This is a genomic window from Streptomyces odonnellii (assembly GCF_000981895.1).
GTDB classification, from domain to species: Bacteria; Actinomycetota; Actinomycetes; order Streptomycetales; family Streptomycetaceae; genus Streptomyces; species Streptomyces odonnellii.
Window position 1 is genome coordinate 1 of sequence record NZ_LATD01000462.1, and the last position, 21,792, is coordinate 21,792.

20 protein-coding genes and 2 pseudogenes are annotated in these 21,792 nt (G+C 70.7%); 6 read left to right on the forward strand and 16 right to left on the reverse strand.

Annotation, left to right across the window (positions count from 1 at the left end; all coding sequences use genetic code 11):
- Nucleotides 1-220: pseudogene (locus WH07_RS41555) on the forward strand (hypothetical protein); the annotation flags it as partial.
- Between the two features lie 159 nt (nt 221-379).
- Here WH07_RS41555 and WH07_RS32970 read toward each other — a convergent pair.
- Nucleotides 380-1,387, reverse strand: coding sequence for a zinc-binding alcohol dehydrogenase family protein (locus WH07_RS32970; RefSeq protein WP_046508317.1), 1,008 nt, complete (start codon nt 1,385-1,387; stop codon nt 380-382).
- Between the two features lie 306 nt (nt 1,388-1,693).
- On the opposite strand from WH07_RS32970, the pseudogene WH07_RS32975 reads away from it, so the two are divergent.
- Nucleotides 1,694-2,011 (forward strand): annotated as a pseudogene (locus tag WH07_RS32975) (MFS transporter); the annotation flags it as partial.
- A gap of 144 nt (nt 2,012-2,155) precedes the next feature.
- On the opposite strand, the gene WH07_RS32980 reads toward WH07_RS32975, so the two are convergent.
- From WH07_RS32980 to WH07_RS32990, 3 genes are all read right to left on the reverse strand, one after another.
- Nucleotides 2,156-2,563 carry a PPOX class F420-dependent oxidoreductase gene (locus WH07_RS32980; protein ID WP_046508321.1) on the reverse strand — a complete coding sequence of 136 codons (408 nt, stop codon included), beginning with the start codon at nt 2,561-2,563 and terminating at the stop codon, nt 2,156-2,158.
- Between the two features lie 106 nt (nt 2,564-2,669).
- Nucleotides 2,670-3,122, reverse strand: coding sequence for a DUF5707 domain-containing protein (locus tag WH07_RS32985; protein ID WP_046508323.1), 453 nt, complete (start codon nt 3,120-3,122; stop codon nt 2,670-2,672).
- Nucleotides 3,123-3,229: 107 nt separating this feature from the next.
- Entirely contained in the window at nt 3,230-3,889 is a 660-nt protein-coding gene (locus WH07_RS32990) for a TetR/AcrR family transcriptional regulator C-terminal domain-containing protein (RefSeq protein ID WP_232789144.1), read from the reverse strand.
- Between the two features lie 71 nt (nt 3,890-3,960).
- Between WH07_RS32990 and WH07_RS41560 the strand changes: the two genes are divergently transcribed.
- Both WH07_RS41560 and WH07_RS41565 read left to right on the forward strand, forming a co-directional pair.
- Nucleotides 3,961-4,623: an NAD(P)-dependent alcohol dehydrogenase gene (locus tag WH07_RS41560; protein WP_052744639.1), complete on the forward strand. Its 663-nt coding sequence runs from the start codon at nt 3,961-3,963 to the stop codon at nt 4,621-4,623.
- Entirely contained in the window at nt 4,590-4,901 is a 312-nt protein-coding gene (locus WH07_RS41565; RefSeq protein ID WP_232789145.1) for a zinc-binding dehydrogenase, read from the forward strand. The genes WH07_RS41560 and WH07_RS41565 overlap by 34 nt, the downstream gene beginning before the upstream one ends.
- Nucleotides 4,902-4,962: 61 nt before the next feature.
- On the opposite strand, the gene WH07_RS33000 is transcribed toward WH07_RS41565, so the two are convergent.
- On the reverse strand, nt 4,963-5,472 hold the full coding sequence (locus tag WH07_RS33000; protein ID WP_046508325.1) for an O-acetyl-ADP-ribose deacetylase: 510 nt from the start codon (nt 5,470-5,472) through the stop codon (nt 4,963-4,965).
- Between the two features lie 13 nt (nt 5,473-5,485).
- A complete protein-coding gene (locus tag WH07_RS33005) occupies nt 5,486-6,901 on the reverse strand; it encodes a phytoene desaturase family protein (protein ID WP_046508327.1) in 1,416 nt (471 codons plus the stop codon).
- An 85-nt stretch (nt 6,902-6,986) separates the two neighbouring features.
- Here WH07_RS33005 and WH07_RS33010 point away from each other — a divergent pair, with 85 nt between their 5' ends.
- Nucleotides 6,987-7,808, forward strand: coding sequence for a nucleotidyltransferase domain-containing protein (locus WH07_RS33010; RefSeq protein WP_046508328.1), 822 nt, complete (start codon nt 6,987-6,989; stop codon nt 7,806-7,808).
- A gap of 49 nt (nt 7,809-7,857) precedes the next feature.
- Here the strand turns inward: WH07_RS33010 and WH07_RS33015 are convergent, their stop codons facing one another.
- The 5 genes from WH07_RS33015 to WH07_RS33035 form a co-directional block, all read right to left on the reverse strand.
- A complete protein-coding gene (locus tag WH07_RS33015) occupies nt 7,858-8,739 on the reverse strand; it encodes an inositol monophosphatase family protein (RefSeq protein ID WP_046508330.1) in 882 nt (293 codons plus the stop codon).
- Between the two features lie 66 nt (nt 8,740-8,805).
- Nucleotides 8,806-10,620, reverse strand: a complete 1,815-nt coding sequence (locus WH07_RS33020; RefSeq protein ID WP_046508332.1) for a gamma-glutamyltransferase family protein — start codon at nt 10,618-10,620, stop codon at nt 8,806-8,808.
- Nucleotides 10,621-10,775: 155 nt separating this feature from the next.
- The gene (locus WH07_RS38410; RefSeq protein ID WP_079023756.1) at nt 10,776-11,225 is read right to left on the reverse strand and encodes an Ig-like domain-containing protein; all 450 of its coding nucleotides are present in this window, start codon (nt 11,223-11,225) and stop codon (nt 10,776-10,778) included.
- Nucleotides 11,226-11,497: 272 nt separating this feature from the next.
- Nucleotides 11,498-12,550: an IPT/TIG domain-containing protein gene (locus WH07_RS33030; protein WP_046508334.1), complete on the reverse strand. Its 1,053-nt coding sequence runs from the start codon at nt 12,548-12,550 to the stop codon at nt 11,498-11,500.
- A gap of 229 nt (nt 12,551-12,779) precedes the next feature.
- Nucleotides 12,780-13,523 carry an IPT/TIG domain-containing protein gene (locus WH07_RS33035; protein WP_046508336.1) on the reverse strand — a complete coding sequence of 248 codons (744 nt, stop codon included), beginning with the start codon at nt 13,521-13,523 and terminating at the stop codon, nt 12,780-12,782.
- A gap of 467 nt (nt 13,524-13,990) precedes the next feature.
- Here WH07_RS33035 and WH07_RS33040 point away from each other — a divergent pair, with 467 nt between their 5' ends.
- Nucleotides 13,991-15,046, forward strand: coding sequence for a lipoate--protein ligase family protein (locus WH07_RS33040; protein ID WP_046508338.1), 1,056 nt, complete (start codon nt 13,991-13,993; stop codon nt 15,044-15,046).
- Between the two features lie 116 nt (nt 15,047-15,162).
- On the opposite strand, the gene WH07_RS33045 is transcribed toward WH07_RS33040, so the two are convergent.
- From WH07_RS33045 to WH07_RS33065, 5 genes are all read right to left on the reverse strand, one after another.
- A complete protein-coding gene (locus WH07_RS33045; protein ID WP_046508340.1) occupies nt 15,163-16,692 on the reverse strand; it encodes an NCS1 family nucleobase:cation symporter-1 in 1,530 nt (509 codons plus the stop codon).
- A gap of 129 nt (nt 16,693-16,821) precedes the next feature.
- Entirely contained in the window at nt 16,822-17,823 is a 1,002-nt protein-coding gene (locus WH07_RS33050; protein WP_046508342.1) for a TIGR03842 family LLM class F420-dependent oxidoreductase, read from the reverse strand.
- 84 nt (nt 17,824-17,907) lie between these two features.
- Entirely contained in the window at nt 17,908-19,314 is a 1,407-nt protein-coding gene (hydA, locus tag WH07_RS33055; protein ID WP_046508345.1) for a dihydropyrimidinase, read from the reverse strand.
- Between the two features lie 131 nt (nt 19,315-19,445).
- Nucleotides 19,446-20,741 carry an aspartate aminotransferase family protein gene (locus WH07_RS33060; RefSeq protein ID WP_046508347.1) on the reverse strand — a complete coding sequence of 432 codons (1,296 nt, stop codon included), beginning with the start codon at nt 20,739-20,741 and terminating at the stop codon, nt 19,446-19,448.
- Nucleotides 20,738-21,580 (reverse strand): nitrilase-related carbon-nitrogen hydrolase, encoded by an 843-nt coding sequence (locus WH07_RS33065; RefSeq protein ID WP_079023757.1) that lies wholly within the window; start codon nt 21,578-21,580, stop codon nt 20,738-20,740. Before WH07_RS33065 ends, WH07_RS33060 begins: the two co-directional genes overlap by 4 nt.
- Between the last annotated feature and the right edge of the window lie 212 nt (nt 21,581-21,792).

A 21,792-nucleotide genomic window follows, 5' to 3' on the forward strand; every position in this document is an offset into this window, starting at 1 on the left:
CATGTGGGGTGTCATCCCGTGGTGGGGCATGGTGCGCCAGGGGTGGTCGGCCGGCGGGGGGGTGGGCCAGTACTACGGTCCGCGGCGCAGCAGTTCCGGGCGGCCGGCCCTTGCCCGCCCTCCGCGGATCAGTCTGGATGCCGCGGTGGCGTCGCGTCTGTGGAGCCGGTCCGAGGAGCTGACCGGCATCGTCTTCGACCCGGGGGCCGGCCGGGTATGAGCTGTTCACGGGTGTTCGGCTGGTACGTCACCGGAAGCTGACGGGCGGACATGGCCCTGGACGGGTGGTCATGGTGGACCTGGTACGGCCCGTGCGTTCACCCGTCGTCGGCTCCGCCCGAGCCTGTTTCATCGTTCGGCGTCCAGCGGGGTTCAGCGTTCAGCGGGCGACGACGACCTTGCCGACGGTGTGGCCGGACTCGACCAGACGGTGGGCCTCGCGCAGGCCGGCGGCGGAGAAGTCGTTCACGGTCGTGGTGAGGGTCGTCCGGATCCGCTTGCCGTCGACCAGTCCGGCGACGGTCTCCAGGAGCTTGCCCTGTTCGTTCATGTCCTCGGTCTCGTACATGGACCGGGTGAACATCAGCTCCCAGTGCCAGGCGATGCTCTTCGGCTTGAGCGGGAGCAGGTCGAGTCCCTCGGGCTCGTCGATGGCGGTGATGTGGCCGAAGGGCCGTACGATCCGCGCGAACGCCTCAATGTTGCCGCGCGAGTGCGGGGTGAAGAGGTAGTCGAGCCCTTCGGGTGCCGTCTCGCCGGCGGACTCCGCGAGACGGTGGTGGTCGACGATCCCGTCGGCGCCGAGCTGCCTCACCCACTTCTGTGACTCCGGCCGGGTGGCGGATGCCAGCACACGGAGCGCGGTGAGTTCCTTGGCGAGCTGGATCATGATCGACCCGACACCACCGGCTCCTCCCAGCGCCAGCAGAGTCCCGGTGGAGCCGGTGGTCAGCTTGAATCGCTCGAAGAGCGTTTCCCACGCGGTGATCGTGGTCAGCGGCATGGCGGCCGCCTCGGCGAAGCTCAGGGAAGCGGGCTTGCGGGCGGTGATCCGCTCGTCCACGGCGTGCAGGTCCGCGTTGGCCCCGGCGCGGGTGATGTCACCCGCGTACCAGACCTCGTCCCCCGCCGACACCGTGCTCACCTCCGGGCCGACGGCCTCCACCACGCCTGCCGCGTCGAACCCGAGGATCCGCGGGTCGGTGGTGGGTGCGAGCGCGATACGGCTCTTGACGTCGGCCGGGTTCACCGACACCGCATGGACCCGGACCAGGATGTCGCGGGGCCGTAGCTTCGGCGTCGGAACCTCGACGTCCTGGAGGCACTCCGGGTCGTCCACCGGCAGTCCCCTGTAGGAAGCGATCGCGCGCATCGTGCTCGTCGTCATGGTGTACTCCTCTGTCGCTTTCGCGGTGTCCCGGCGGGATTCCTTTGCGGCTGCCCGGTCGGACGTACGCTCCGTGGGCCATGCCGCGCTCGTAGGCGGTGACATACACGTTGCCGTCGGCGCCGGGTTTCGGCCCGTGCGGCGCGCCTTCCGAAAAGGGGACAGTGACAGAACAGAGGACAGTCACGGAGGAAAGCGCCGTCCGTCGGTCTTGTGGGACGCCGTCGCCCACTGGGCGACGGCGTCCGGCCGATCCGTCTCCGTGAGCACCCGCCTATTGTCGAGTGCCGCCCATTCCCCAGGGCCGCCATGAGCCTGGGCATCAACGGGGTCACCACGCACGACGCCGGTGCGGCCAGTGCCGCCGTCAACACCATGCAGCAGGTGGGCGGAGCCGTCGGCACCGCGCTGCTCAACACCCTGGCCGCCGGCGCCGCCGGCGCCTACCTCGCCGACCACGGCCGTACGCCCGCAGATCTGGCCCAGGCCCAGTTGGAGAGCTACTCCACCGCCTACTGGTGGTCGGCGGGACTCTTCGTGGTGGGCGCCGTCATCGCCGCCCTCCTGTTCCGGCGCGGTCGGCCCGACTCCGCTCCCGAGGGCGCGACCGTCGTCCACATGTGACCCGGATTCCCTCGGGCGGCCGGCGAGAACGGGGCCGCCCGAGGAACGCCGGTGGGTGCGTTCGTCTCCGGTGCGCATGCCCCGAACCCCTCGCGTAGCCCCGAACACCTTCGTGATGGAAGACGTCGTTGGTGCAGCCGTCGCTCAGGACTCCGTCACCGCGATGGCGACGAGCCGGCGCTCACGCCTCAGTACACGGTCGGCGATACGCACCACGCGGTAGAGGAAGGTCCGTTTGACCATGTAGTGCTGAACCCGAGCGATTTCCCGCTCGTCCAGAAGACGTGCCACACCCTCGACTTCGGCAGCGCCGACCGGCACGGTCCCCCGCCCGTTGCAGGGCGCGATCGTCACGCGCCCGCTGTTGCGGATGCGTTTGACCTTTCCGGTGCCGGGCGGGGTCAGCACGTACAGGGTGCTGCCTTCGATCACGCACCCGACCGGCGTGACGACGGCCCGGCCGTCCTTGCGGAACGTGGTCAGGCTGACGTACAAGCCTTTTCCGATGCGCTTCAGGGCGGCTTCGAAGGCCGAGGAGGTGTCGACTGGCATAGGGACTCCACTAGTCGAGGTGAACTGAATTCACCTTTGGTGAATAGTATTCACCAAAGGCCCGTGGAGGCGCCAGTCAATGTACGGACCGCAACGTTTGAGCGGGTCACCGAACGGTGAAGTCGGCCGCCTCGGCATCGAGGGTCGTGGTGCCGTCCTGCGCGGTGGCCAGGACAGCGACGTGCCAGGCACCGCGCGGGGACGACTCGGCATCGGCTGCGGTGACCCCGACGGTATAGGTGCAGCGCACGGTGTCCTTCCCGGCGGGCTTGCAGACGGCCGACTCCACGGCGGCCATGTCCTTGGCGGTCAGCTCCTTCTCGGCGAAGGGCGACTCCTGGGGCCAGGCCAGCACCTTCACGCTCTTGACACCGGAGGACGCCGTGACGTCGGTGGCGAAGACCAGGGAGCCGTCGCGGTCCCCGTCGGGAGCGGTGTAGCGGGCAGTGCTGCGCTCCAGCACCGGAGTCCGCTCCCCCGCATAGGCGACAACGAAGGCGCCGGCACCACCGAGGACGACGACACTCGCGGCCACGGACAGAGCGATACGTCGGGACATGGGATTCTCCGTAACTGTCTCAGCACTGGATCTGGTCAGCGCCGCTCGACCGCGCCGCTGGACCGATATTGGCCGCGCGGGGGTTCGCCGGACATGAGCGCGCGCACTCAAGCAGGGCTGAGTAAGCCGAACGGGATCCACTGACCTCGCCGTGCTCCGGTGACGAGTCGAAGAGCCGAAGAGCCGATGGGGATGAGTCGGTGAGCCGGTGGGCCTGTCAGGCCGCGCTTGCTGGGGCCATTGAGGATCAGGTCCAGCCCGTACTCGAACTCGTCGCCGTAGGCGTACCCGGGACGCAAGACATGAGCGGTCGCGATCTCGGTGAGGTACGGATACTCGCCGTCGCCGAAACCGCTCATGATGGACTCCGCCAGTTCGGCGGTCTCGTCCGGGGTTTCGAAGGGCAGGGTCTTCTCCTGCATGGCGAACCCGTAGATGAAGCTGTCGAGGACCGAGACCGCGTGGGCGGTCAGGGTGAGGGAAAGCCCGCCCTGACGCAGACAGCCGAGCACCGCGTCATGGTGCCGCAGGGTGGCGGGGTCCGGGTTGGAGCGTGACTCCATCAGCGCGATCGCCCAGCGGTGGCGGGACAGCACCTGACGCATGGACATGGCCCGCCGCCGCATCGCCTGTCGCCACTCACCACCCGGCGTGGGCAGTTCGACCTCACCGAAGACCAGGTCGACCATGCCGTCGAGCAGGTCCTCCTTGTTGGCCACATGGTTGTACAGGGACATCGCCTCGACTCCGACGGCGGCGCGCAGCACCCGCTGGCGGGTGAGGGTCCCCGGGGCGGTTCGCGTGGAGACGGAACCGGAGAGCAGTGACGATGCGGAACATGAGCGAGCCGATCGCAACCGCCGGTGGGACCAAGACGATGACGGCCGTCGTGCAGGAGCGGTACGGCACCGAGCCGGAAGCCGTGCTGCGTACGGCGCGACTCGTCCGGCCCGTGAGCGGTGTGCGCAGGCCGAAGCTCCCCAACCCCGGCCGCAGCGTCGCCGGTGTAGTCGGGGTGGTCGGCTCCGACGTGACCGGGTTCGCACCCGGCGACGAGGTGTACGGCACAGCGGTCGCCGCGTTCGCCGACTACGCCGCCACCCGGCCCGAAAGGATCGCACCCAGGCCCGCCGGGCTCACCTTCGAGGAGGCGGCGACGGTCCCCGTCAGTGCGCTCACCTCGTTGCAGGCGGTTCGCGACCACGGCAAGGTCGAGGAAGGCCAGCAGGTCCTGATCACGGGAGCCGCCGGCGGCGTGGGCACCTTCGCCGTCCAGCTCGCCCACGCGACCGGTGCCCGGGTCACGGCCGTCGCGAGCACTCCCAAGCTCTGCGCCGTACGGGCGTTGGGTGCCGATCACGTCATCGACTACACCCGCGAAGACTTTCTCGCCGGTCCGCGACGCTACGACGCCATCATCGACACGACGCCATCATCGACATCGCGGGCAACCGCAGTCTTCGGGATCTGCGCCGCGCGCTCACACCCCGCGGCAGGCTGATCATCACCGGCGGTGAGACGAACGGCGTCTGGCTCGGCGGTGCTGATCGGCAGCTCCGTGCCCAGATGCTGTCCCCGTTCACGGGGACGCACCTGGGTACGTTCATCTCATCCGAACACGCCGACGGGCTACGCGACCTGACCGCTCTCATCGACACGGGCGCGCTCAGCCCTGTCGTGGACCGGGTGTACCCGCTCGCCGAGACCGCGGCAGCCGTCCGGCACCTCCTCGACGGCCGTGTCACGGGCAAGCTCGCGCTCACCGTGCCCGCCGAGTGACAACGCGGGACCGGGGCTGACAACGCGGGATCGTGGCACCCAGCACCCGGCCGCGGTTCCGTCAACGGAGCTGCGCGGCGAACGCGGCGTACGCCTGCTCGTCGAAGAGGACGAATCTGATCTCCTCGACCTCCGTCTCCGTGGCTCGTACCGTCTCCACCGCGACACGGGCGGCGACCTCCATCGGCCATCCGTAGGCACCGGCGGAGATGGCTGGAAACGCGACCGTTCGCGCGCCGAAGACGTCGGCGACCCGGAGGGACTCCCGGTAGCAGGAGGCAAGCAGCGCGTCGTCGCCGCCCGAGACCTGGTACACCGGGCCCACCGTGTGGATCACCCACTTGGCTTCGAGGCGGCCGGCGGTGGTGGCGACGGCCTTGCCGGTGGGGAGGCCGCGTCCGTAGTGCGAGGCGCGCAGGGCGCGGCATTCGGCGAGGATCTCGGGGCCGCCCCGGCGGTGGATCGCGCCGTCGACACCGCCACCGCCGAGCAGTGACGAGTTCGCGGCGTTGACGATGGCGTCCACGCGCTGATCGGTGATGTCTCCGCGGACAAGGGTCAGGGTTGCCATATCGGTGGCTTCCTCAGGTCGCGCGCAGCCGCCGCCAGACCGCTTTCGCCGCGTTGTGCCCGGACATCCCGTGGACTCCGGGGCCGGGCGGGGTCGCGGAGGAGCAGATGAAGACGGCGGGGTGCGCGGTGGCGTAGGGGGTGAGGGAGATCTTGGGGCGCAGGAGCAGTTGGAGCCCCGAGGCGGCACCGCACGCGATGTCGCCGCCGACGTAGTTGGCGTTACGGGCGGCGAGCTCGGGCGGGCCCGCGGTCGCGCGGGCCAGCACGCGGTCACGGAAGCCGGGGGCGAAGCGTTCGAGCTGGCGCTCGACCGCGTCGGTGAGGTCGCCCTGCCAGCCGTTGGGGACATGACCGTACACCCAGAAGACCTGTTGGCCCTCGGGCGCCCGAGAAGGATCGGCCAGACTGGGCTGGGCGGCGATCAGGAACGGGGTCGTGGGCGGCTGCCCGCCCGCCGCCTGGCGCAGGGCCGTGCCGATCTCCCCGCTGGTGGGGCCGATCTGGACGGTGCCGGCCCGGCGGGGCTCCTCGGCGGTCCAGGGCACCGGCCCGTCCAGCGCGTAGTCGATCTTGAAGACGCTCGCCCCGTAGCGGTAGCCGTCGTACGCGCGGCCGAGGCCCGCGATACGGGCCAGCGCGGTCGGCGAGGTGTCGAAGACATAGGCACGGGCCGGCGGCAGGTCGTCCAGGCGCTTGACCTCGTATCCGGTGTGGACCGCGCCGCCCAGGTCGCGGAGGTACGCGGCGAGCGCGTCGGAGATCGACTGGGAGCCGCCGCGCGCGGCGGGCCAGCCGCCGGCGTGCGCGGCGAGCGCGAAGATCAGTCCGACGGCGCCGGTGGCGAAGCCGTTCAGCGGCGCGATGACATGGGCGACAAGACCGGCGAACAGCGCCCGCGCCTTCTCGTCGTGGAAGCGGCGCGCCAGCCAGGTCGAGGGCGGCAGCCCGGCCAGCCCGAAGCGGGCCAGGGTGACCGGATCGCGCGGCAGCGCGGTCAGCGGCAGGGACATGAAGTCCCGGGCGAGGGTGTCCCACTTGCCGAGGAAGGGGGCGACCAGACGGCGGTACGCCCCGGCGTCGCGCGGGCCGAAGGACGCGGCCGTCTCGGCGACCGAGCGGGACAGCACGGCGGCCGTGCCGTCGTCGAAGGGGTGCGCCATGGGCAGCTCGGGGTGCAGCCAGTCGAGCCCGTACCGGCCGAGGGGCATCGTCGCGAAGACGGGCGAGCCGATACCCAGCGGGTGCACGGCGGAGCAGGGGTCGTGCCGGAATCCGGGCAGGGTCAGCTCTTCGGTCCTGGCGCCCCCGCCGACGGTGTCCCTGGCCTCGAACACGGCCACCGAGAACCCCCGCCTGGCCAGCTCGACCGCGGCGGTCAGCCCGTTGGGTCCCGCCCCCACGACGACTGCATCGAGCATCGACGTCACCTTCGGACTCCTTCGTAGCCGATGGCAAGAAGCCCCAGGATATTCCCGCCCACCGACAGCCCGAGGGCGGGTACTGTCCGCGACGATGAACCCACCACCGGACACCCTTCTGCCCCACACCCTCGCCACGACAGCGACCCGGCTCACGGCCGTACGGGGCGTACGCGCCGTCGCACTCGGCGGCAGCCGCGCCCGCGGCAGCCACCGCCCAGACTCCGACTGGGACCTGGGCGTCTACTACCGCGGCGAGATCGACGTACCAGCACTGACCGCGCTGGCCTCGGAGGTGGCGGACTCGCCGGTGGAGGTGGCGGGCCCCGGGCAGTGGGGGCCCTGGGTCAACGGCGGCGCGTGGCTGCGGGTCGACGGGGTCGCCGTGGACTGGATCCTGCGGGATCTGGACCGGGTGGAACGGGTCTGGGAGCAGTGCCGCGAGGGCCGGTTCGAGATCGGTACGCAGCCGGGCCACCCGCTCGGGTTCTGGTCGCCCGCGTACGCCGGCGAGGTCGCCCTCTGCCGCGTACTGGCCGACCCCTCGGGCGAGTTGACGGCGCTGCGGGACGCGACCCGGCACTACCCGGAGCGGCTGCGGACGGCGATCGCCGCGGCGGCCTGGGAGGCGGACTTCTCCGTCGCGGCGGCCCGTAAGTCGGCGGGCGCGGGCGACGTCCTCCATGTCTCGCTCTGTCTGTCCCGGGCCTTCGGCGTGCTCGTACAGGCCCTGCTCGCGCACCACCGTGTCTGGTGCCTCAACGAGAAGGGCGCGACCGCCGTGGCGTCCGCTCTCCCGGACACGCCACCGGATTTCGCCGGGCGGATCGCGCGGGCGCTGAGGGGCCTGGACGGGGACGCGGTGGAGACGGCCGGGAATCTGGTGCGGGAGGTACGAGCCGTCCTGGAGTCCTGATGTCGTCAGGCCCGGGTTGTTCAGGCCTGGGTCGGCGGGCGCTCGGGGGTCAGGTGCCGGACAGGAGTTTTTCGCGTATGCGCTGGGCCGTGGTGGTGTCGCGGGCCGCTGTGAAGGGGAGCGCGTTGCCGCCCGTGATGCGGAACGGCTCGCCCGTGAGGGTGGTCTGGGCGCCGCCCGCCTCCGTCACCAGGAGGAGGCCCGCCGCATGGTCCCAGGCCAGTTCCCAGTTGAAGGCCACCGCGTCGAGCGCGCCCCGGGCGACGGCCAGGTATTCGAGTCCCGCCGAGCCGCACGCGCGGGTGCTGATGCCGTCGGTGTAGAGGCCCAGGAGGGCGCGCTTCTGTTCGTCGCTGGTGTAGTCGGGGTGGGACATCGCGATCTCCAGCGGCGCGCCGGGCGCGGGCGCTCCGGCGCGCAGCGGGACACCGTTGAGCGTGGAGCCCCGGCCGCGGACGGCGATCGCCATCTCGTCCAGCGCCGCCGCGTACGTCCAGGACGCCAGCACCTCGCCGCCCTGGGCCAGCGCGACGAGCGTGCAGAAGCCGGGCTCTCCGTGGACGAACTGGCGGGTGCCGTCGACCGGGTCGACGATCCACACGGGCGCGTTCCCGCGCAGCGCGTCATACACGGCCGGGTCGGCGTGGACCGCCTCCTCGCCGACCACCACGGAGCCGGGCAGCAGCGCGGTCAGCGCGGCGGCGAGATGTTCCTCCGCGCGCCGGTCCGCGGTCGTCACCAGGTCGTGCGGACCGCTCTTCTCGCTGATCTCGTGCGCGGCGAGCTGCCGGAAGCGCGGCATGATCTCGGCGGCGGCCGCCGCCCGCACCGCCGCCTCCACGGCCGACACCCGGGGCCCGGCGGGCACCCCGTCCCCCGGCGAGGGCGCGCCTCGCAGGGGGACCGTTCCGTACACAGAGTCATCGATCATGCTTCCCAGCCAATCACGCGCCTCTGACAATCCGGAGGGCGGGCCGGGTGACGGCTCGGCGGACTCTCAGCGCCCTACGGCGTAACCCTGCATGCCACGCGGGTTCGCGGCGGCCGACAGGACGCCCGTCTCCGGGTCCCTGGCGACCGCGCACAGCCGCCCTTCCGACCAGGGCTCGCCGACGGTCACCTCATGGCCGCGCCGCCGCAGCCCCTCGACGACCTCCGGGTCCGTGCCCGCCTCGACGGTCACGCTGCCCGGTCGCATCCCGCGCGGGAAGAAGGAGCCCGGGAAGCTGTCGTTGTGCCAGTTGGGCGCGTCGATGGCGCCCTGGAGGTCGAATCCGCCGCGGACCCGCGCCCGCAGGGCGAGCGCCAGGAAGAAGTGGAACTGCCACTGGTCCTGCTGGTCGCCGCCGGGCGTGCCGAACGCCAGCACAGGTACGCCCTCACGCAGCGCGAGCGACGGGGTGAGGGTGGTACGTGGACGGCGTCCCGGGGTCAGTGAGTTCGGCAGGCCGGGGTCCAGCCAGGCCATCTGGAGCCTGGTGCCCAGCGGAAAGCCCAGTTCGGGCACGACCGGGTTGGACTGGAGCCAGCCGCCGCTCGGCGTGGCGGCGACCATATTGCCCCAGCGGTCGACGATGTCGAGATGGCAGGTGTCGCCCCGGGTGGCCCCGTCCCTGGCGACGGTCGGCTCGCCGGCGCCCGCGGCCGGCAGGCCCAGCGGGTCGAAACCGGGCTCACCGGCGGCGACGGCGGTGGCATGGGCGCTGAGGACCGGCTCCCGTCCTTCCGGGCTGCCGGGGCGCAGCTCGTACGAGGCGCGCTCACCGATGAGCGCGCGGCGCGCGGTGTTGTACGGCTCCGAGAGCAGCGCGGCGAGCGGCGCCTCGGCGGCGTCGCCGTACCAGGCCTCCCGGTCGGCCATCGCCAGCTTGCAGCCCTCGATGAGCCGGTGCACGTACTCCGCCGAGCCGTACGCGGGCAGTTCCGCCACCCGGGACGGCAGCAGGGCGAGCTGCTGCAGGAAGACCGGGCCCTGGCTCCAGGCGCCCGCCTTGCAGAGGGTCCAGCCGTTCCACTCGTACGTGGCAGGTGCCTCGTACGCGGCCGACCAGTCGGCGAGATCGGCCGCGGTGAGGGTGCCCGTGTGGCGGGAACCGCTGGTGTCCATGGTGGGGCGGGCGGCCTGGCGCAGCAGCGCCTCCGCGACGAACCCCTCGCGCCACACCGTACGGGCGGCCTCGATCTCGGCGACCCGGTCTCCGCCGCCCACGGCCCGGGCCTCGGCGATCAGCCGGCGCCAGGTCGCGGCGAGGGCGGGGTTGCGGAACAGCTCCCCCGGCGCCGGTGCCTTGCCGCTGGGGAGGTAGACATCGGCGGACGAGGTCCACTCGGTCTCGAAGAGCTCCCGGACCGACTCCACGGTCTCGGCGACCCGTTCGACGGGCGGGTGGCCGTCCTCGGCGTACTCGACGGCGTAACGGAGCACCTGGGCCAGGGACTTGGTGCCGTGGTCGCGCAGCAGCAGCATCCAGGCGTCGAAGGCGCCGGGCACGGCGGCGGCCAACGGGCCGGTGCCGGGGACCAGTTCGAGGCCGAGGGAGCGGTAGTGGGCGATGGTCGCGCCCGCGGGCGCGGGGCCCTGGCCGCAGAGCACCCGGACCTCGCCGCCCGCGGGCGCCAGGATGATCGGCACCTCGCCGCCGGGGCCGTTGAGATGCGGCTCGACGACATGGAGAACGAAGCCCGCGGCGACGGCGGCGTCAAAGGCGTTGCCGCCGTCCTCCAGGACGGCCATCGCGGACTGCGAGGCGAGCCAGTGGGTGGAGGAGACCATGCCGAAGGTGCCCTGAAGGGTCGGCCGGGTCGTGAACATACGGATGCCACCTCACTGTCGGGACGGACCGGTCGCGCCCAGCAGGGTATCGGGCGCGAGCGGAGCGACGGCGGTGAGGAGAGCCGGAAATAAGCGGAGGGAGGACGCGGAAAACGCGTCCTCCCTCGGTGGCGGCGCCCCGGCGGGGCCGCCCGCTAATAGATGTTGATCTCGTTGTGGATGTTGCCCGTGCTGAAATTGATCAGGCTGCCGCAGACAAGAAGACAGGGGCGGTTCGGGGGCGTGGGCGGCACCGGTGCCGTCGACACCACGACGGTCGTCTCGTCGTTCGAAGCGCCGCAATTGTCATTGCCGTTGTACGCGGCCGTGATGGTGTGACTTCCGGTGGTGGTGAAACTCGCCGTGTAATTCGCCTGCCCGTCCGCTCCGACGGGCACGGTGTTCAGGATGTCCCCACCGTCGAAGAACGTCATACCGAGGCCGCCACTGGGGTCGCCCTCGCAGGTCACCGTCGCGGTGAGCTGCACCGGTTGCCCGACGGTCGCCGAGGACGGCGTCGCCTGGACCGTGGTCGTGGACGGCACGGCCGCCGCCGCCGGCGCGGCGAAGGCCACCACCGCGGCGAACGCCGCGACGGTGGCCATTCTCCAGGCTTTCCGTTCTTTCCGATGTCCCACTGCTTCCACTCCTTGATCGCCGAAAGGGCAGAGACCCGCCACAGGGGGCGGCGGGTCGGAGAGCGTCACCCTACGCCCGGAGTCCCGCTGTTCCCGGGAGGCATTGGCGCGGTCGGCCCACTCCGGTCGAATGGGTCAGCAGAAGGAGAGGAATTCTCTTCTTTGTGCCTACGGACTCGGCGTGCATACGAACTCGGCGCGTATACGGACTCGGTACGTATACGGAATCCGCGCACGCGCTAAATCATGGGCACCCCAACTCGCGTATAGGTGAGGGAGTTGCTGGTACCGCCGGCCGAGGTGACATTGACGGAAACGGAACCCGTGGTGCCCGCCGGAGCGAGCGCGGCGATGGTGGTGTCGGACAGCACGGTGAACGCCGCGGACGCCGTACCGAAGCGGACCGCCGTCGTGGTGGTCAGACCGCTGCCGATGAGGGTCACCCCTGCCCCGGCGCTCGTCGGCCCCTGGGCCGGGGAGAGGGCGCTGAGGACCGGGAGCGCGACATAGGTGTAGGTGAGCGGGTTGCTGACGCCGCCGGGTCCCGTGACGGTGACGGCGACCGACCCCGCACCCGCCGGTGCGACGGCGGTGATCTGCGCGGAGGAGGTGACCGCGAAGCCGGCGGCCGGGGTGGCGCCGAAGGTGACGGCCGTGGCACCGGTCAGGCCGGCCCCGGTCAGCACGACGGTGGTGCCGCCGGACGCCGGGCCCTGACCGGGCGAGATGTCGACCAGGTAGGGCGCGCTCACATAGAAGAAGTAGACGGGCCCGGAGGTGCCGCCCGCTGTGGTGACGGTGATGGGTACCGCGCCCGATCCGGCCGGTGAGACGGCGGTGATCTGGGTGGCGGAGTTGACGACGAAACTGGTGGCGGCGGTGCCCCCGAAGGTCACGGCCGTGGCGCCGGTGAGGGCGGTTCCGGTGAGGACGACCGTGGTGCCGCCGGAGGTCGGGCCCTGGCTGGGCGATACGGCGGTGAGGGTGGGCGCCACCACATAGGTGTAGGGGACGGAGCCGCTGGTCCCGCCGGGCGTTCTGACGGTGACTCCGACGGTGCCCGTTCCGGGCGGCACCGTCGCGGTGATCTGCGTCGTCGTGTTGACGGTGTAGAGGAGAGCGGCGGCGGTGCCGAAGGTGACCGCGGTGACGCCGGTGAAACCGCTGCCGTTCAGTGTCACGACGTTGTTGCCCGCCGTAGGACCCGTATTGGGTACGACCGAGTTGAGCACGGGCGCGGCGGCGGTGGCGGTCGGCCGCGCCGCCGCCACGGCGGGATCGCGGTTGTCCACGGTGTCTCCGTAGGTGTGAGTGGGCTCGCAAGCCGTGAAGGGGCCGGAAATGGCTGATCGCCCGCCTCCGGACGGGCGGGCCGTGGCCCCCGGCCCGGAAGGGGATCCGGGCCGGGGACTCGGGAGGGGGACAGGGCGTCGGCGTCCCGCGGGAAGGTGCGCCTCGCGGAGCGCCGTGTCCGCCTCGGCATGGGGACGGCCCCGAGAGTGGCCGCCCTCGAAGGCTCGGTCAGATACCGGGCCCGGCGACGTAGGTGAACGCGTCCGTGGAGGTCACGCTGCCCGCGTCATTGGTGACGACGACATCCACCGCGCCGGCCGCGCCGGGCGGGGTGACGGCCGACACCGAGGTGTCGGAGATCACCGTGAAGGGAGCCGGGTTGCCGTCGAAGGTCACCTGGGTGGTGCTGGTGAGGTTGGTGCCGGTGATGGTCACGGCCGTACCGCCCGCCGTCGGCCCCTCGTCGGGGGCGACCGCCGTCACCGTCGGAGCGGCGACATAGGTGTACGAGAGGCCGTTGTTGGTGCCGCCCGCCGTGGTGACGCTGACGCTCACGGCGCCGGCCGCGCCGGCCGGGGCGACCACGGTGATCTGGCTGTCCGACACCACGGTGGGCACCGCGGTGTTGGCGCCGAAGGCGACGCTGGTGGCGCTGGAGAGACCGGTGCCGTTGATGGTGACGGTCTCGCCGCCCGTCGTCGACCCGGAGGTCGGACTCAGGGACTGCTTGAAGGGCGCGCCGACGTAGAAGAAGGGAATCGGGTTGCTCGTCCCTCCCGGCGTGGTGACCGTGACGCCCACCGCCCCGCTGCCGGACGGAGAGACGGCGGTGACCTGCGTGGGTGAGACATTGGTGACGGCGGTGGCCAGCCGGGTGCCGAAGCGCACCGCGGTGGTGCCGGTGAGATTGGTGCCGGTGATGGTGACGGGCGTGCCGCCACCGCTGGATCCTTGGTTCGGAGTGATGGGCATGTGAGAGCTTCTTCCTCGCCCGGGATGTGGTGTGTCGCCGAGCGCTGATGGGAGCGTCCGGGCCCTCGTCACCGCGGCAGGTCGCGAGTCAGCTCTTGTGTCCACTGGCCAGGTGGGATATCAACGGCCTCGTCCGGTGCCCGGTCGCCGGTCCGGCGCCACCGGTGCCACACCGAAGGTCATTGACGTACACAGCCTGTCAGGCTCGAAAAGCACCGCCTGATCAGGGGCTCGCTCGCGTCTTCGCGGATTCTCAGGCCCGCCGATGCGCATAGCTGAAGTAATCCATCCGGGTGATTTCGCCACAAGGCTACTGACAGGGAGTCACCTGTTCAGCCGAGCGCTGTGGCCCGAATTGGGGCGCATTAGCGGCGCATTCATGAAATTCCGACTATCACCTCGTCACGCCTTGACACCGGACAGCAGTACGATTTGCACAGGTCATGCCCCAAAGGCGGAGGTTTCCCGTGCACGGTGAGTACAAGGTCCCCGGCGGCAAGCTCGTCGTCGTCGATCTCGACACGGAGGACGGGCTGCTGCGCCGGGTGCGGGTCGCCGGCGACTTCTTCCTGGAGCCCGACGAGGCGATCGAGGCCATCGACCGGGCCCTGGAGGGCGCGCCCGCCGACACCGACGCCGCCGGTCTCGCCGCCCGTGTCGAAGCGGCGCTGCCCGAGGGCACGGTGATGTACGGGCTGACCGCCGAGGGCATCGCCATCGCGGTCCGCCGCGCGCTGGCGCACGCCACCGACTGGACGGACTACGACTGGCAGCTCGTCCATGAGCCGCCCCAGTCCCCCGCCCTCCACATGGCGCTCGACGAGGTCATCACCACCCAGGTCGCGGCCGGACTGCGCCCGCCGACGCTGCGGGTCTGGGAGTGGGCGGCGCCCGCGGTGGTGATCGGCAGCTTCCAGTCCCTGCGGAACGAGGTGGACCCCGAGGGCGCCGAGCGCCACGGCATCACGGTGGTCCGCCGTATCTCGGGAGGGGGCGCCATGTTCATCGAACCCGGCAACACCATCACGTACTCCCTGTCGGTGCCGGACTCGCTCGTCAAGGGGCTCACCTTCGCCGACAGTTACGCCTATCTGGACGACTGGGTGCTGGGCGCGCTCGGCGACATGGGCGTCAAGGCCTGGTACCAGCCGCTCAACGACATCGCCACGGACAGCGGCAAGGTCGCGGGGGCCGCGCAGAAGCGCGTCGTCAGCGGGACGGGTGCCGTACTGCACCATGTGACCATGGCGTACGACATCGACGCCGCCAAGATGCTCGATGTGCTCCGCATCGGCCGGGAGAAGCTCTCGGACAAGGGCACCCGCAGCGCGGCCAAGCGGGTCGACCCCCTGCGGCGCCAGACCGGACTGCCGCGCGAGGCGGTCATCGAGCGGATGATCGCCTCCTTCCGGGACCGTTACGGCCTGACGGACGGCAAGGTCACGGACCAGGAGATGGCGCTGGCGAGGGAGCTGGCGGAGACGAAGTTCAGCACCCCGGAGTGGACGGCCCGGGTGCCGTAGGCCCCGTCCCTCTCCGGGCGGGACGGCCGGGGGGTAGGCCCCGGTCGGCCCGCGGAACGGCCGACGGGTCGCCGCCGGCCGACCCGTGGCCCGCTGTCAGCGGGCGGCGGGCCTGGTCAGACCGCCGTGCTCCGGCGGCCCGGCAGGGACAGTGCCGCGTACAGCACCAGCGAGGCCGCGAGACCCACCGCCCAGCCGTAGTCGGCGAGCGGCTTCAGCAAGGGGATCAGTCCGTCCTCGGGGAACGGGCCCTTCCCCGGCGCCGAGTGCGAGCCGCCCACGGCCAGCACCCCGCCGACGGCGAAGGCCAGCACCGCCCGGGGGTTCCAGCCGTTCGCGTACCAGTAGCGGCCACCGGGGCGGTAGAGATCCCCGAGGTCGAGGACCGTGCGCCGGACAATCCAGTAGTCGGCGATCAGGATGCCCGCGACCGTACCGAGCAGCCCGCCCACCAGCCCCAGCCAGGTGAAGATGTACAGCTCGGGGGTGGAGGTGAGTTTCCAGGGCATGCACAGGACGCCGACCACGCCCGTGATGAGCGCGCCCGTACGGAAGTTGATCCGCTTGGGTACGAGATTGGCGAGGTCGTACGCGGGCGAGACCACATTGGCCGCGATATTGACCGAGACCGTCGCGACCAGGACCGTCACCAGCGCGAAGACCAGCCCGAAGACATTGTCGGTCCTGGCGGCCAGCTCGACCGGATCCCAGACGGCCGCCCCGTACACCGCCTGCGAGCCCGAGGTCACGAACACGGACAGCAGCGCGAAGACCGTCATCGTGGTCGGCAGGCCGAGCGACTGTCCCCAGATCTGCGCGCGTTGGCCCGCGCCGAAGCGGGTGAAGTCGGGGATGTTCAGGGACAGGGTGGACCAGAAGGCGATCATGCCCATGAGGGACGGGAAGAAGACCGGCCAGAAGTCGGCGCCCCAGCCCAGCTTCGACGGCTGGTCGAGCAGCGGTCCGAGCCCGCCCGCCTTGACACTGATCCAGACGAAGAGCACCAGCGCGCCGACGATCACAAAGGGCGCCGCCCAGTTCTCGAAGCGGCGCAGGGTGTCCATCCCCCGGTAGATGATGGCGAGTTCGAGTACCCAGAACAGAACGAAGCAGAGCCAGAGCGTCCACGGCTGACCGCCGATCCGCGACGCCTCCGCCCAGCCGCCGAAGATCCTGTCGAGCAGTACGAAGATGCCCTGACCGCCGATCCAGGTCTGGATCCCGAACCAGGCGCAGGCCACGGCCGCCCTGATCAGCGCGGGCAGATTGGCGCCGCGCAGCCCGAACGAGGCACGCGCCAGCACCGGGAACGGAATGCCGTACTTGGGTCCGGCGTGCCCGGTCAGCAGCATCGGGAAGAGGACGATCAGATTGGCCAGCGCGATCGTGAGGACGGCCTGCTTCCAGTCCATCCCCAGGGTGACCAGGCCGGAGGCCAGCAGCCACGAAGGGATGTTGTGCGCCATGCCGACCCAGAGCGCGGCGAAGTTGTACGTCGTCCAGCGGCGGCGGGCGACCGGAACGGGCAGCAGATCGTCATTGACGAAACGGCTGTCGTCGGGCAGCGCGCCGGGCGGCAGTTCGACGCGGCCCTGGGGATCGGCTATCGGTTCTCCTGGGGACGGGGGCGGTACGGTCGCGGTCATGGCGGCGGGACCCTTCGTTCGAGAGCGGTGATCGGGGACGTCGAACGAGGCCGTGCGGGATGCGGGCCGGGACCAGTCCGGGAAAGCGGCGCCCAAGGCCCAGGGCCGGCGTCGGAGCAGCGGCCGGCGTCAGCTCCGGAGCGCGGGGATGATCTCGGCGCCGTACGCGTCGATCGTCGCTTCCTTCGCGTCATGCATGTTGTAGACGGCGAACTGGTCGACGCCCAGATCGCGCAGCGCCCTCAGCTTCTCGATATGCGCTTCGGCCGGCCCCAGCAGACAGAACCGGTCCACGATCTCGTCGGGCACGAAGTCCGTGGACGGATTCCCGGCCCGCCCGTGGTGGCTGTAGTCGTATCCCTCGCGCTGCTTGATGTACGCGGTCAGCGCCTCCGGCACCAGGCCCGAGCCCTCTCCGTACCGCGCCACCAGATCCGCGACATGGTTGCCGACCATCCCGCCGAACCAGCGGCACTGCTCGCGCGCGTGCGCGAGGTCCTCGCTCACATAGGCGGGCGCCGCGACACAGATCGTGACGGAGTCCGGGTCGCGCCCCGCGTCCGAGGCCGCCGTACGGACCGCCCTGACCATCCACTCGGTCAGGAACGGGTCCGCGAGCTGGAGGATGAAGCCGTCGGCCTTCTGCCCCGCCAGCGCCAGCGCCTTCGGCCCGTACGCGGCCATCCACACCGGCAGCTTTCCGTCCCGTACCCAGGGCAGCCGCAGCTCCTGCCCGTCGACGGTGGCCTCGCGGCCCTCCGCCAGATCGCGGATCGCCTCGATCGCGTCCCCCAGCCTGGCCAGGGTGGTGGGTTTGCGGCCCGCGACCCTCATGGCCGAGTCGCCGCGCCCGATCCCGCACACGGTGCGGTTGCCGTACATCTCGTTGAGCGTGGCGAACGTGGAGGCGGTCACCTCCCAGGTCCTGGTGCCCGGGTTGGTGACCATGGGCCCCACGGTCAGGGTGGTGGTGTGCTCCAGAATGCGGCTGTAGATGACGAACGGCTCCTGCCAGAGCACGGCGGAGTCGAAGGTCCAGCCGTACCGGAAGCCGTTGCGCTCGGCGCGCCGCATGAGGCCGACGACCGCCGAGGACGGCGGGTCGGTCTGGAGGACGAGTCCGAAGTCCATGGCCGGGTCACTCCTCGGGGGTCGGACGAGGTTCAGGGAAGGCAGGTGCAGGGGAGGCGAGGTGCAGGGGAGGTACTGGGATCGTCAGGAGAGGTACTGGCAGGTGGCGCGTGGGGTGTACTGCCCGTGTCCCGCCCGGCCGGTGAACTCCCGCCGGTCGATGACGAGTTCACCACGCGAGAGCACCGTCTCCACCTGTCCGGTGAGCTGCTTGCCCTCGTACGCGGAGTAGTCGACGTTCATATGGTGCGTCTCGGCCGACACGGTCTGCTCGGCGACCGGGTCGTATATGACGATGTCGGCGTCGGCGCCCGGCGCGATGGTGCCCTTGCGCGGATAGAGACCGAACATCCTGGCCGGGGTGGCACAGGCGATCTCGATCCAGCGGCGGCGGCTCAGCCTGCCCTCGACCACGGCCTGATGGAGCAGATCCATCCGGTTCTCCACGCCGGGAAGCCCGTTGGGGATCTTGGAGAAGTCGCCGCGCCCCAGCTCCTTCTGCCCGACGAAGCAGAACGGGCAGTGGTCCGTGGACACCACCTGGAGATCGTTGGTGCGCAGCCCCCGCCAGAGCGCGGCCTGGTGCTCCTTGGGCCGCAGCGGCGTGGAGCAGACGTATTTGGCGCCCTCGAAGTCCGGTTCGGCGAGGTTGTCGGTGGAGAGGAAGAGGTACTGCGGGCAGGTCTCGCCGAAGACCGGCAGCCCCTGGTCGCGGGCGGCGGCCAGTTCGGCGACGGCTTCCTCCGCCGAGACATGGACGACATAGAGCGGGGCGTCCGCGACCTGCGCGAGCTTGATCGCCCGGTGGGTGGCCTCGGCCTCCAGCAGGGCCTTCCGTACCTCTCCGTGGTAGCGGGGGTCGGTGCGGCCCGCGGCCAGCGCCTGTTCGACCAGGACATCGATGGCGATGCCGTTCTCGGCGTGCATCATGATCAGCCCGCCGTTCCGCGCGCCGCGCTGCATCGCGCGCAGGATGCGCCCGTCGTCGCTGTAGAACACACCGGGGTAGGCCATGAAGAGCTTGAACGAGGTGATGCCCTCCTGGACCAGGAGGTCCATCTCCTTGAGGGAGCTCTCGTTCACATCGGACATGATCATGTGGAACGCGTAGTCGATCGCGCACTGTCCGTCGGCCTTGGCGTACCAGGCGTCGAGACCCTCGCGCAGTGCCCGGCCCGGGGACTGCACGGCGAAGTCCACGATGGTGGTGGTGCCGCCCCAGGCGGCGGCCCGGGTGCCGGTCTCGAAGGTGTCGGAGGCGAAGGTGCCGCCGAACGGCAGCTCCATATGGGTGTGGGCGTCGACCCCGCCCGGGATGACGTACTTGCCGGTGGCGTCGATCGTACGGCCGGCGCTCCAGCCCTCCGCCAGGCCCGAGCCGTGCGCCGCGAGTGCGACGATCCGGCCGTCCTCGATCAGTACATCGGCGCGGGTCTCGTCGGAGGCGGTGATGACGAGCCCGCCGTGGATCAGGGTGCGAGTACTGCTCATGGTGCTGGCGCCCTCCCTCTGTGAACGGCCTTCTGGACGAACGGGCTTCCGGAAACGATCGGGCTGTGAGAACGACCGGGCTGTGAGAACGACCCGGCACTTACGAAGCGGTCACCGGGCCGGACCCCGGACTACGCGCCGCGCAGGGCCTGTTCGAGAATCGCGGCGCCCTCTTCCGCCTCCGCCACGGTCAGGGTGAGCGGGGGCGCGATCCGCAGCACGCTGGTGTTGTGGCCGCCGCCCTTGCCGATCAGCAGCCCGCCCTCGCGCGCGGCCTCGAGCACGGCCGCGGCCGTCTCCGGGGCCGCTTCGCCGGTGCTGGGACTGACCAGTTCGATACCGATCATCAGTCCCCGGCCGCGCACTTCGCGTACGGAGTCGACGCAGGCACCGATCGCGCGCAGCCGCTCGATCAGCAGTCCGCCGACCCGGCGGGCATTGCCCTGGAGGTCGTGCTCCAGTACGTACGAGAGGTTGGCGAGGCCGGCCGCCATGGTGACGGGGCTGCCGCCGAACGTCGAAATCGAGTTGGCGTCAAGGCAGTTCATGATCTCGGCGCGGGCGACGACCCCGCCGATCGACATTCCGTTGCCGATGCCCTTCGCGAAGGTGAGCATGTCCGGCGGGCCGTTCTCGGCGTGTGCCTGCCAGCCCCAGAAGTGCTCACCGGACCTGCCCCAGCCGGTCTGCACCTCGTCGCTGATCCACAGGATGCCGTGCCGGTCGAGGACCCGGCGGAACGCCGCGTACAGCCCGTCCGGAGGGGCGGTGAAGCCGCCGACGCCCTGGATGGGTTCGGCGATCAGCGCGGCGGGCGCGCGGGTGTGCCCGAGCAGATCCTCCAGATCGGCGACGCAGGCCTCGATGAACCGCTCGTCGGTGAGGCCCGCGTACGGACCGCGGCTGCGCACACCGCCGTGCACGTACAGCGTCTGGAGCGGGGAGAGGCTCGTGGGCGACCAGCCGCGGTTGCCGGTGACGGAGACCGTGGAGAAGGACCGGCCGTGGTAGCTGTTGCGCATCGCCAGGATCTGGTTCGAGGCGCGGTACGCGGTCGCCAGCAGCAGCGCGGTGTCATTGGCCTCGGTGCCCGAGGTGGTGAAGAAGACCCGGGCGTCCGGGATGCCGGACAGGGCGGCGATCCGCTCGGCGAGTTCCACCATCGGGCGGTTGAGATAGAGCGTGGAGGAGTGGATGATCCGTCCGGCCTGCTCGCTCACCGCCTTGGTGACCTCGGGGAGCGCGTGGGCGGTCATGGTGGTGAGGATGCCGCCGAAGAAGTCCAGATAGCGATTGCCCTCGGAGTCCCAGACATGGCGGCCCTCGCCGTGGGTGATCTCGACGGGGCGGTCGTAGTAGAGCGTCAGCCAGTCGGGGAGCACGGCGCGGTGGCGGCCGTACAGTTCGTCGGCGGGCGGCTGCGTCACGGCTTCACCAGTCCTTCGTACGCGTCGGGGCGGCGGTCCCGGTAGAACGCCCACTGCTGGCGCACCTCGTCGATCAGCCCGAAGTCCAGGTCCCTGACGAGGAGTTCCTCGGTCTTGTCGTCGGCGGTGTCGCCGACGAACTGGCCTCGCGGGTCGACGAAGTAGCTCGTTCCGTAGAAGTCGTTGTCGCCGTACTCCTCCTGGCCGACCCGGTTGATCGCCGCGATGAAGTACTCGTTGGCGACGGCCGCGGCGGGCTGTTCGAGCTGCCACAGATAGGCGGAGAGACCGCGGGAGGTGGCGGAGGGGTTGTAGACGAGCTGCGCGCCGTTCAGCCCGAGCTGGCGCCAGCCCTCGGGGAAGTGGCGGTCGTAGCAGATGTAGACACCGATCCGGCCGGCAGCGGTGTCGAAGACCGGCCAGCCCGCGTTGCCCGGCTTGAAGTAGTACTTCTCCCAGAAGCCCTTGACCTGCGGGATGTGGTGTTTGCGGTACTTGCCGAGGTACGAGCCGTCCGCGTCGATCACCGCCGCGGTGTTGTAGTAGAAGCCGGATCCCTCGATCTCGAAGACCGGGACCACGATGACCATTCCGGTCTCCCTGGCCAGCTCTCGCATTCTGCTGACGGTCGGGCCGTCGGGAACGGGCTCGGCCCAGCGGTAGTGCTCCGGCTCCTGCACCTGGCAGAAATAGGGCGCGTTGAACACTTCCTGGAAGCCGATGATCTGTGCGCCCTGCCGGGCCGCCTCGCGGGCGTGCTCCTCATGTTTGGCGATCATTGATTCGGTGTCGCCGGTCCAGGTCGCCTGGACAAGTGCGGCGCGTACGACTCTGGCCACGGGCTGCTCCTTCGGCGGGCGGCGATAGCTCTACGCCCGTAGAAGCGGTGCGTAGGAGGAGAACCTAAGCCCCGTCCCACACAGGGGCAAGACCATCGTCGTTAACCCGCAGAGTCGATCAAGTTTCACACCCGAGCGGTCGACACCGCGCGGTTGTGGTCCGAACGAGGGGTACGCGGGGGTGTGACGGGGGGTGCCACAGGGGCGTGGCG

What these genes read in the sequence shown, in the direction of transcription:
- WH07_RS33045 (WP_046508340.1), bottom strand. Translation starts at nt 16,692, where the DNA reads ATGACCGCGACCGTACCGCCCCCGTCCCCAGGAGAACCGATAGCCGAT.
- WH07_RS33015 (WP_046508330.1), bottom strand. Translation starts at nt 8,739, where the DNA reads ATGATCGATGACTCTGTGTACGGAACGGTCCCCCTGCGAGGCGCGCCC.
- hydA (WP_046508345.1), bottom strand. Translation starts at nt 19,314, where the DNA reads ATGAGCAGTACTCGCACCCTGATCCACGGCGGGCTCGTCATCACCGCC.
- WH07_RS33035 (WP_046508336.1), bottom strand. Translation starts at nt 13,523, where the DNA reads ATGCCCATCACTCCGAACCAAGGATCCAGCGGTGGCGGCACGCCCGTC.
- WH07_RS33010 (WP_046508328.1), top strand. Translation starts at nt 6,987, where the DNA reads ATGAACCCACCACCGGACACCCTTCTGCCCCACACCCTCGCCACGACA.
- WH07_RS33020 (WP_046508332.1), bottom strand. Translation starts at nt 10,620, where the DNA reads ATGTTCACGACCCGGCCGACCCTTCAGGGCACCTTCGGCATGGTCTCC.
- WH07_RS33050 (WP_046508342.1), bottom strand. Translation starts at nt 17,823, where the DNA reads ATGGACTTCGGACTCGTCCTCCAGACCGACCCGCCGTCCTCGGCGGTC.
- WH07_RS33000 (WP_046508325.1), bottom strand. Translation starts at nt 5,472, where the DNA reads ATGGCAACCCTGACCCTTGTCCGCGGAGACATCACCGATCAGCGCGTG.
- WH07_RS41560 (WP_052744639.1), top strand. Translation starts at nt 3,961, where the DNA reads ATGAGCGAGCCGATCGCAACCGCCGGTGGGACCAAGACGATGACGGCC.
- WH07_RS32980 (WP_046508321.1), bottom strand. Translation starts at nt 2,563, where the DNA reads ATGCCAGTCGACACCTCCTCGGCCTTCGAAGCCGCCCTGAAGCGCATC.
- WH07_RS38410 (WP_079023756.1), bottom strand. Translation starts at nt 11,225, where the DNA reads ATGGCCACCGTCGCGGCGTTCGCCGCGGTGGTGGCCTTCGCCGCGCCG.
- WH07_RS32985 (WP_046508323.1), bottom strand. Translation starts at nt 3,122, where the DNA reads ATGTCCCGACGTATCGCTCTGTCCGTGGCCGCGAGTGTCGTCGTCCTC.
- WH07_RS32970 (WP_046508317.1), bottom strand. Translation starts at nt 1,387, where the DNA reads ATGACGACGAGCACGATGCGCGCGATCGCTTCCTACAGGGGACTGCCG.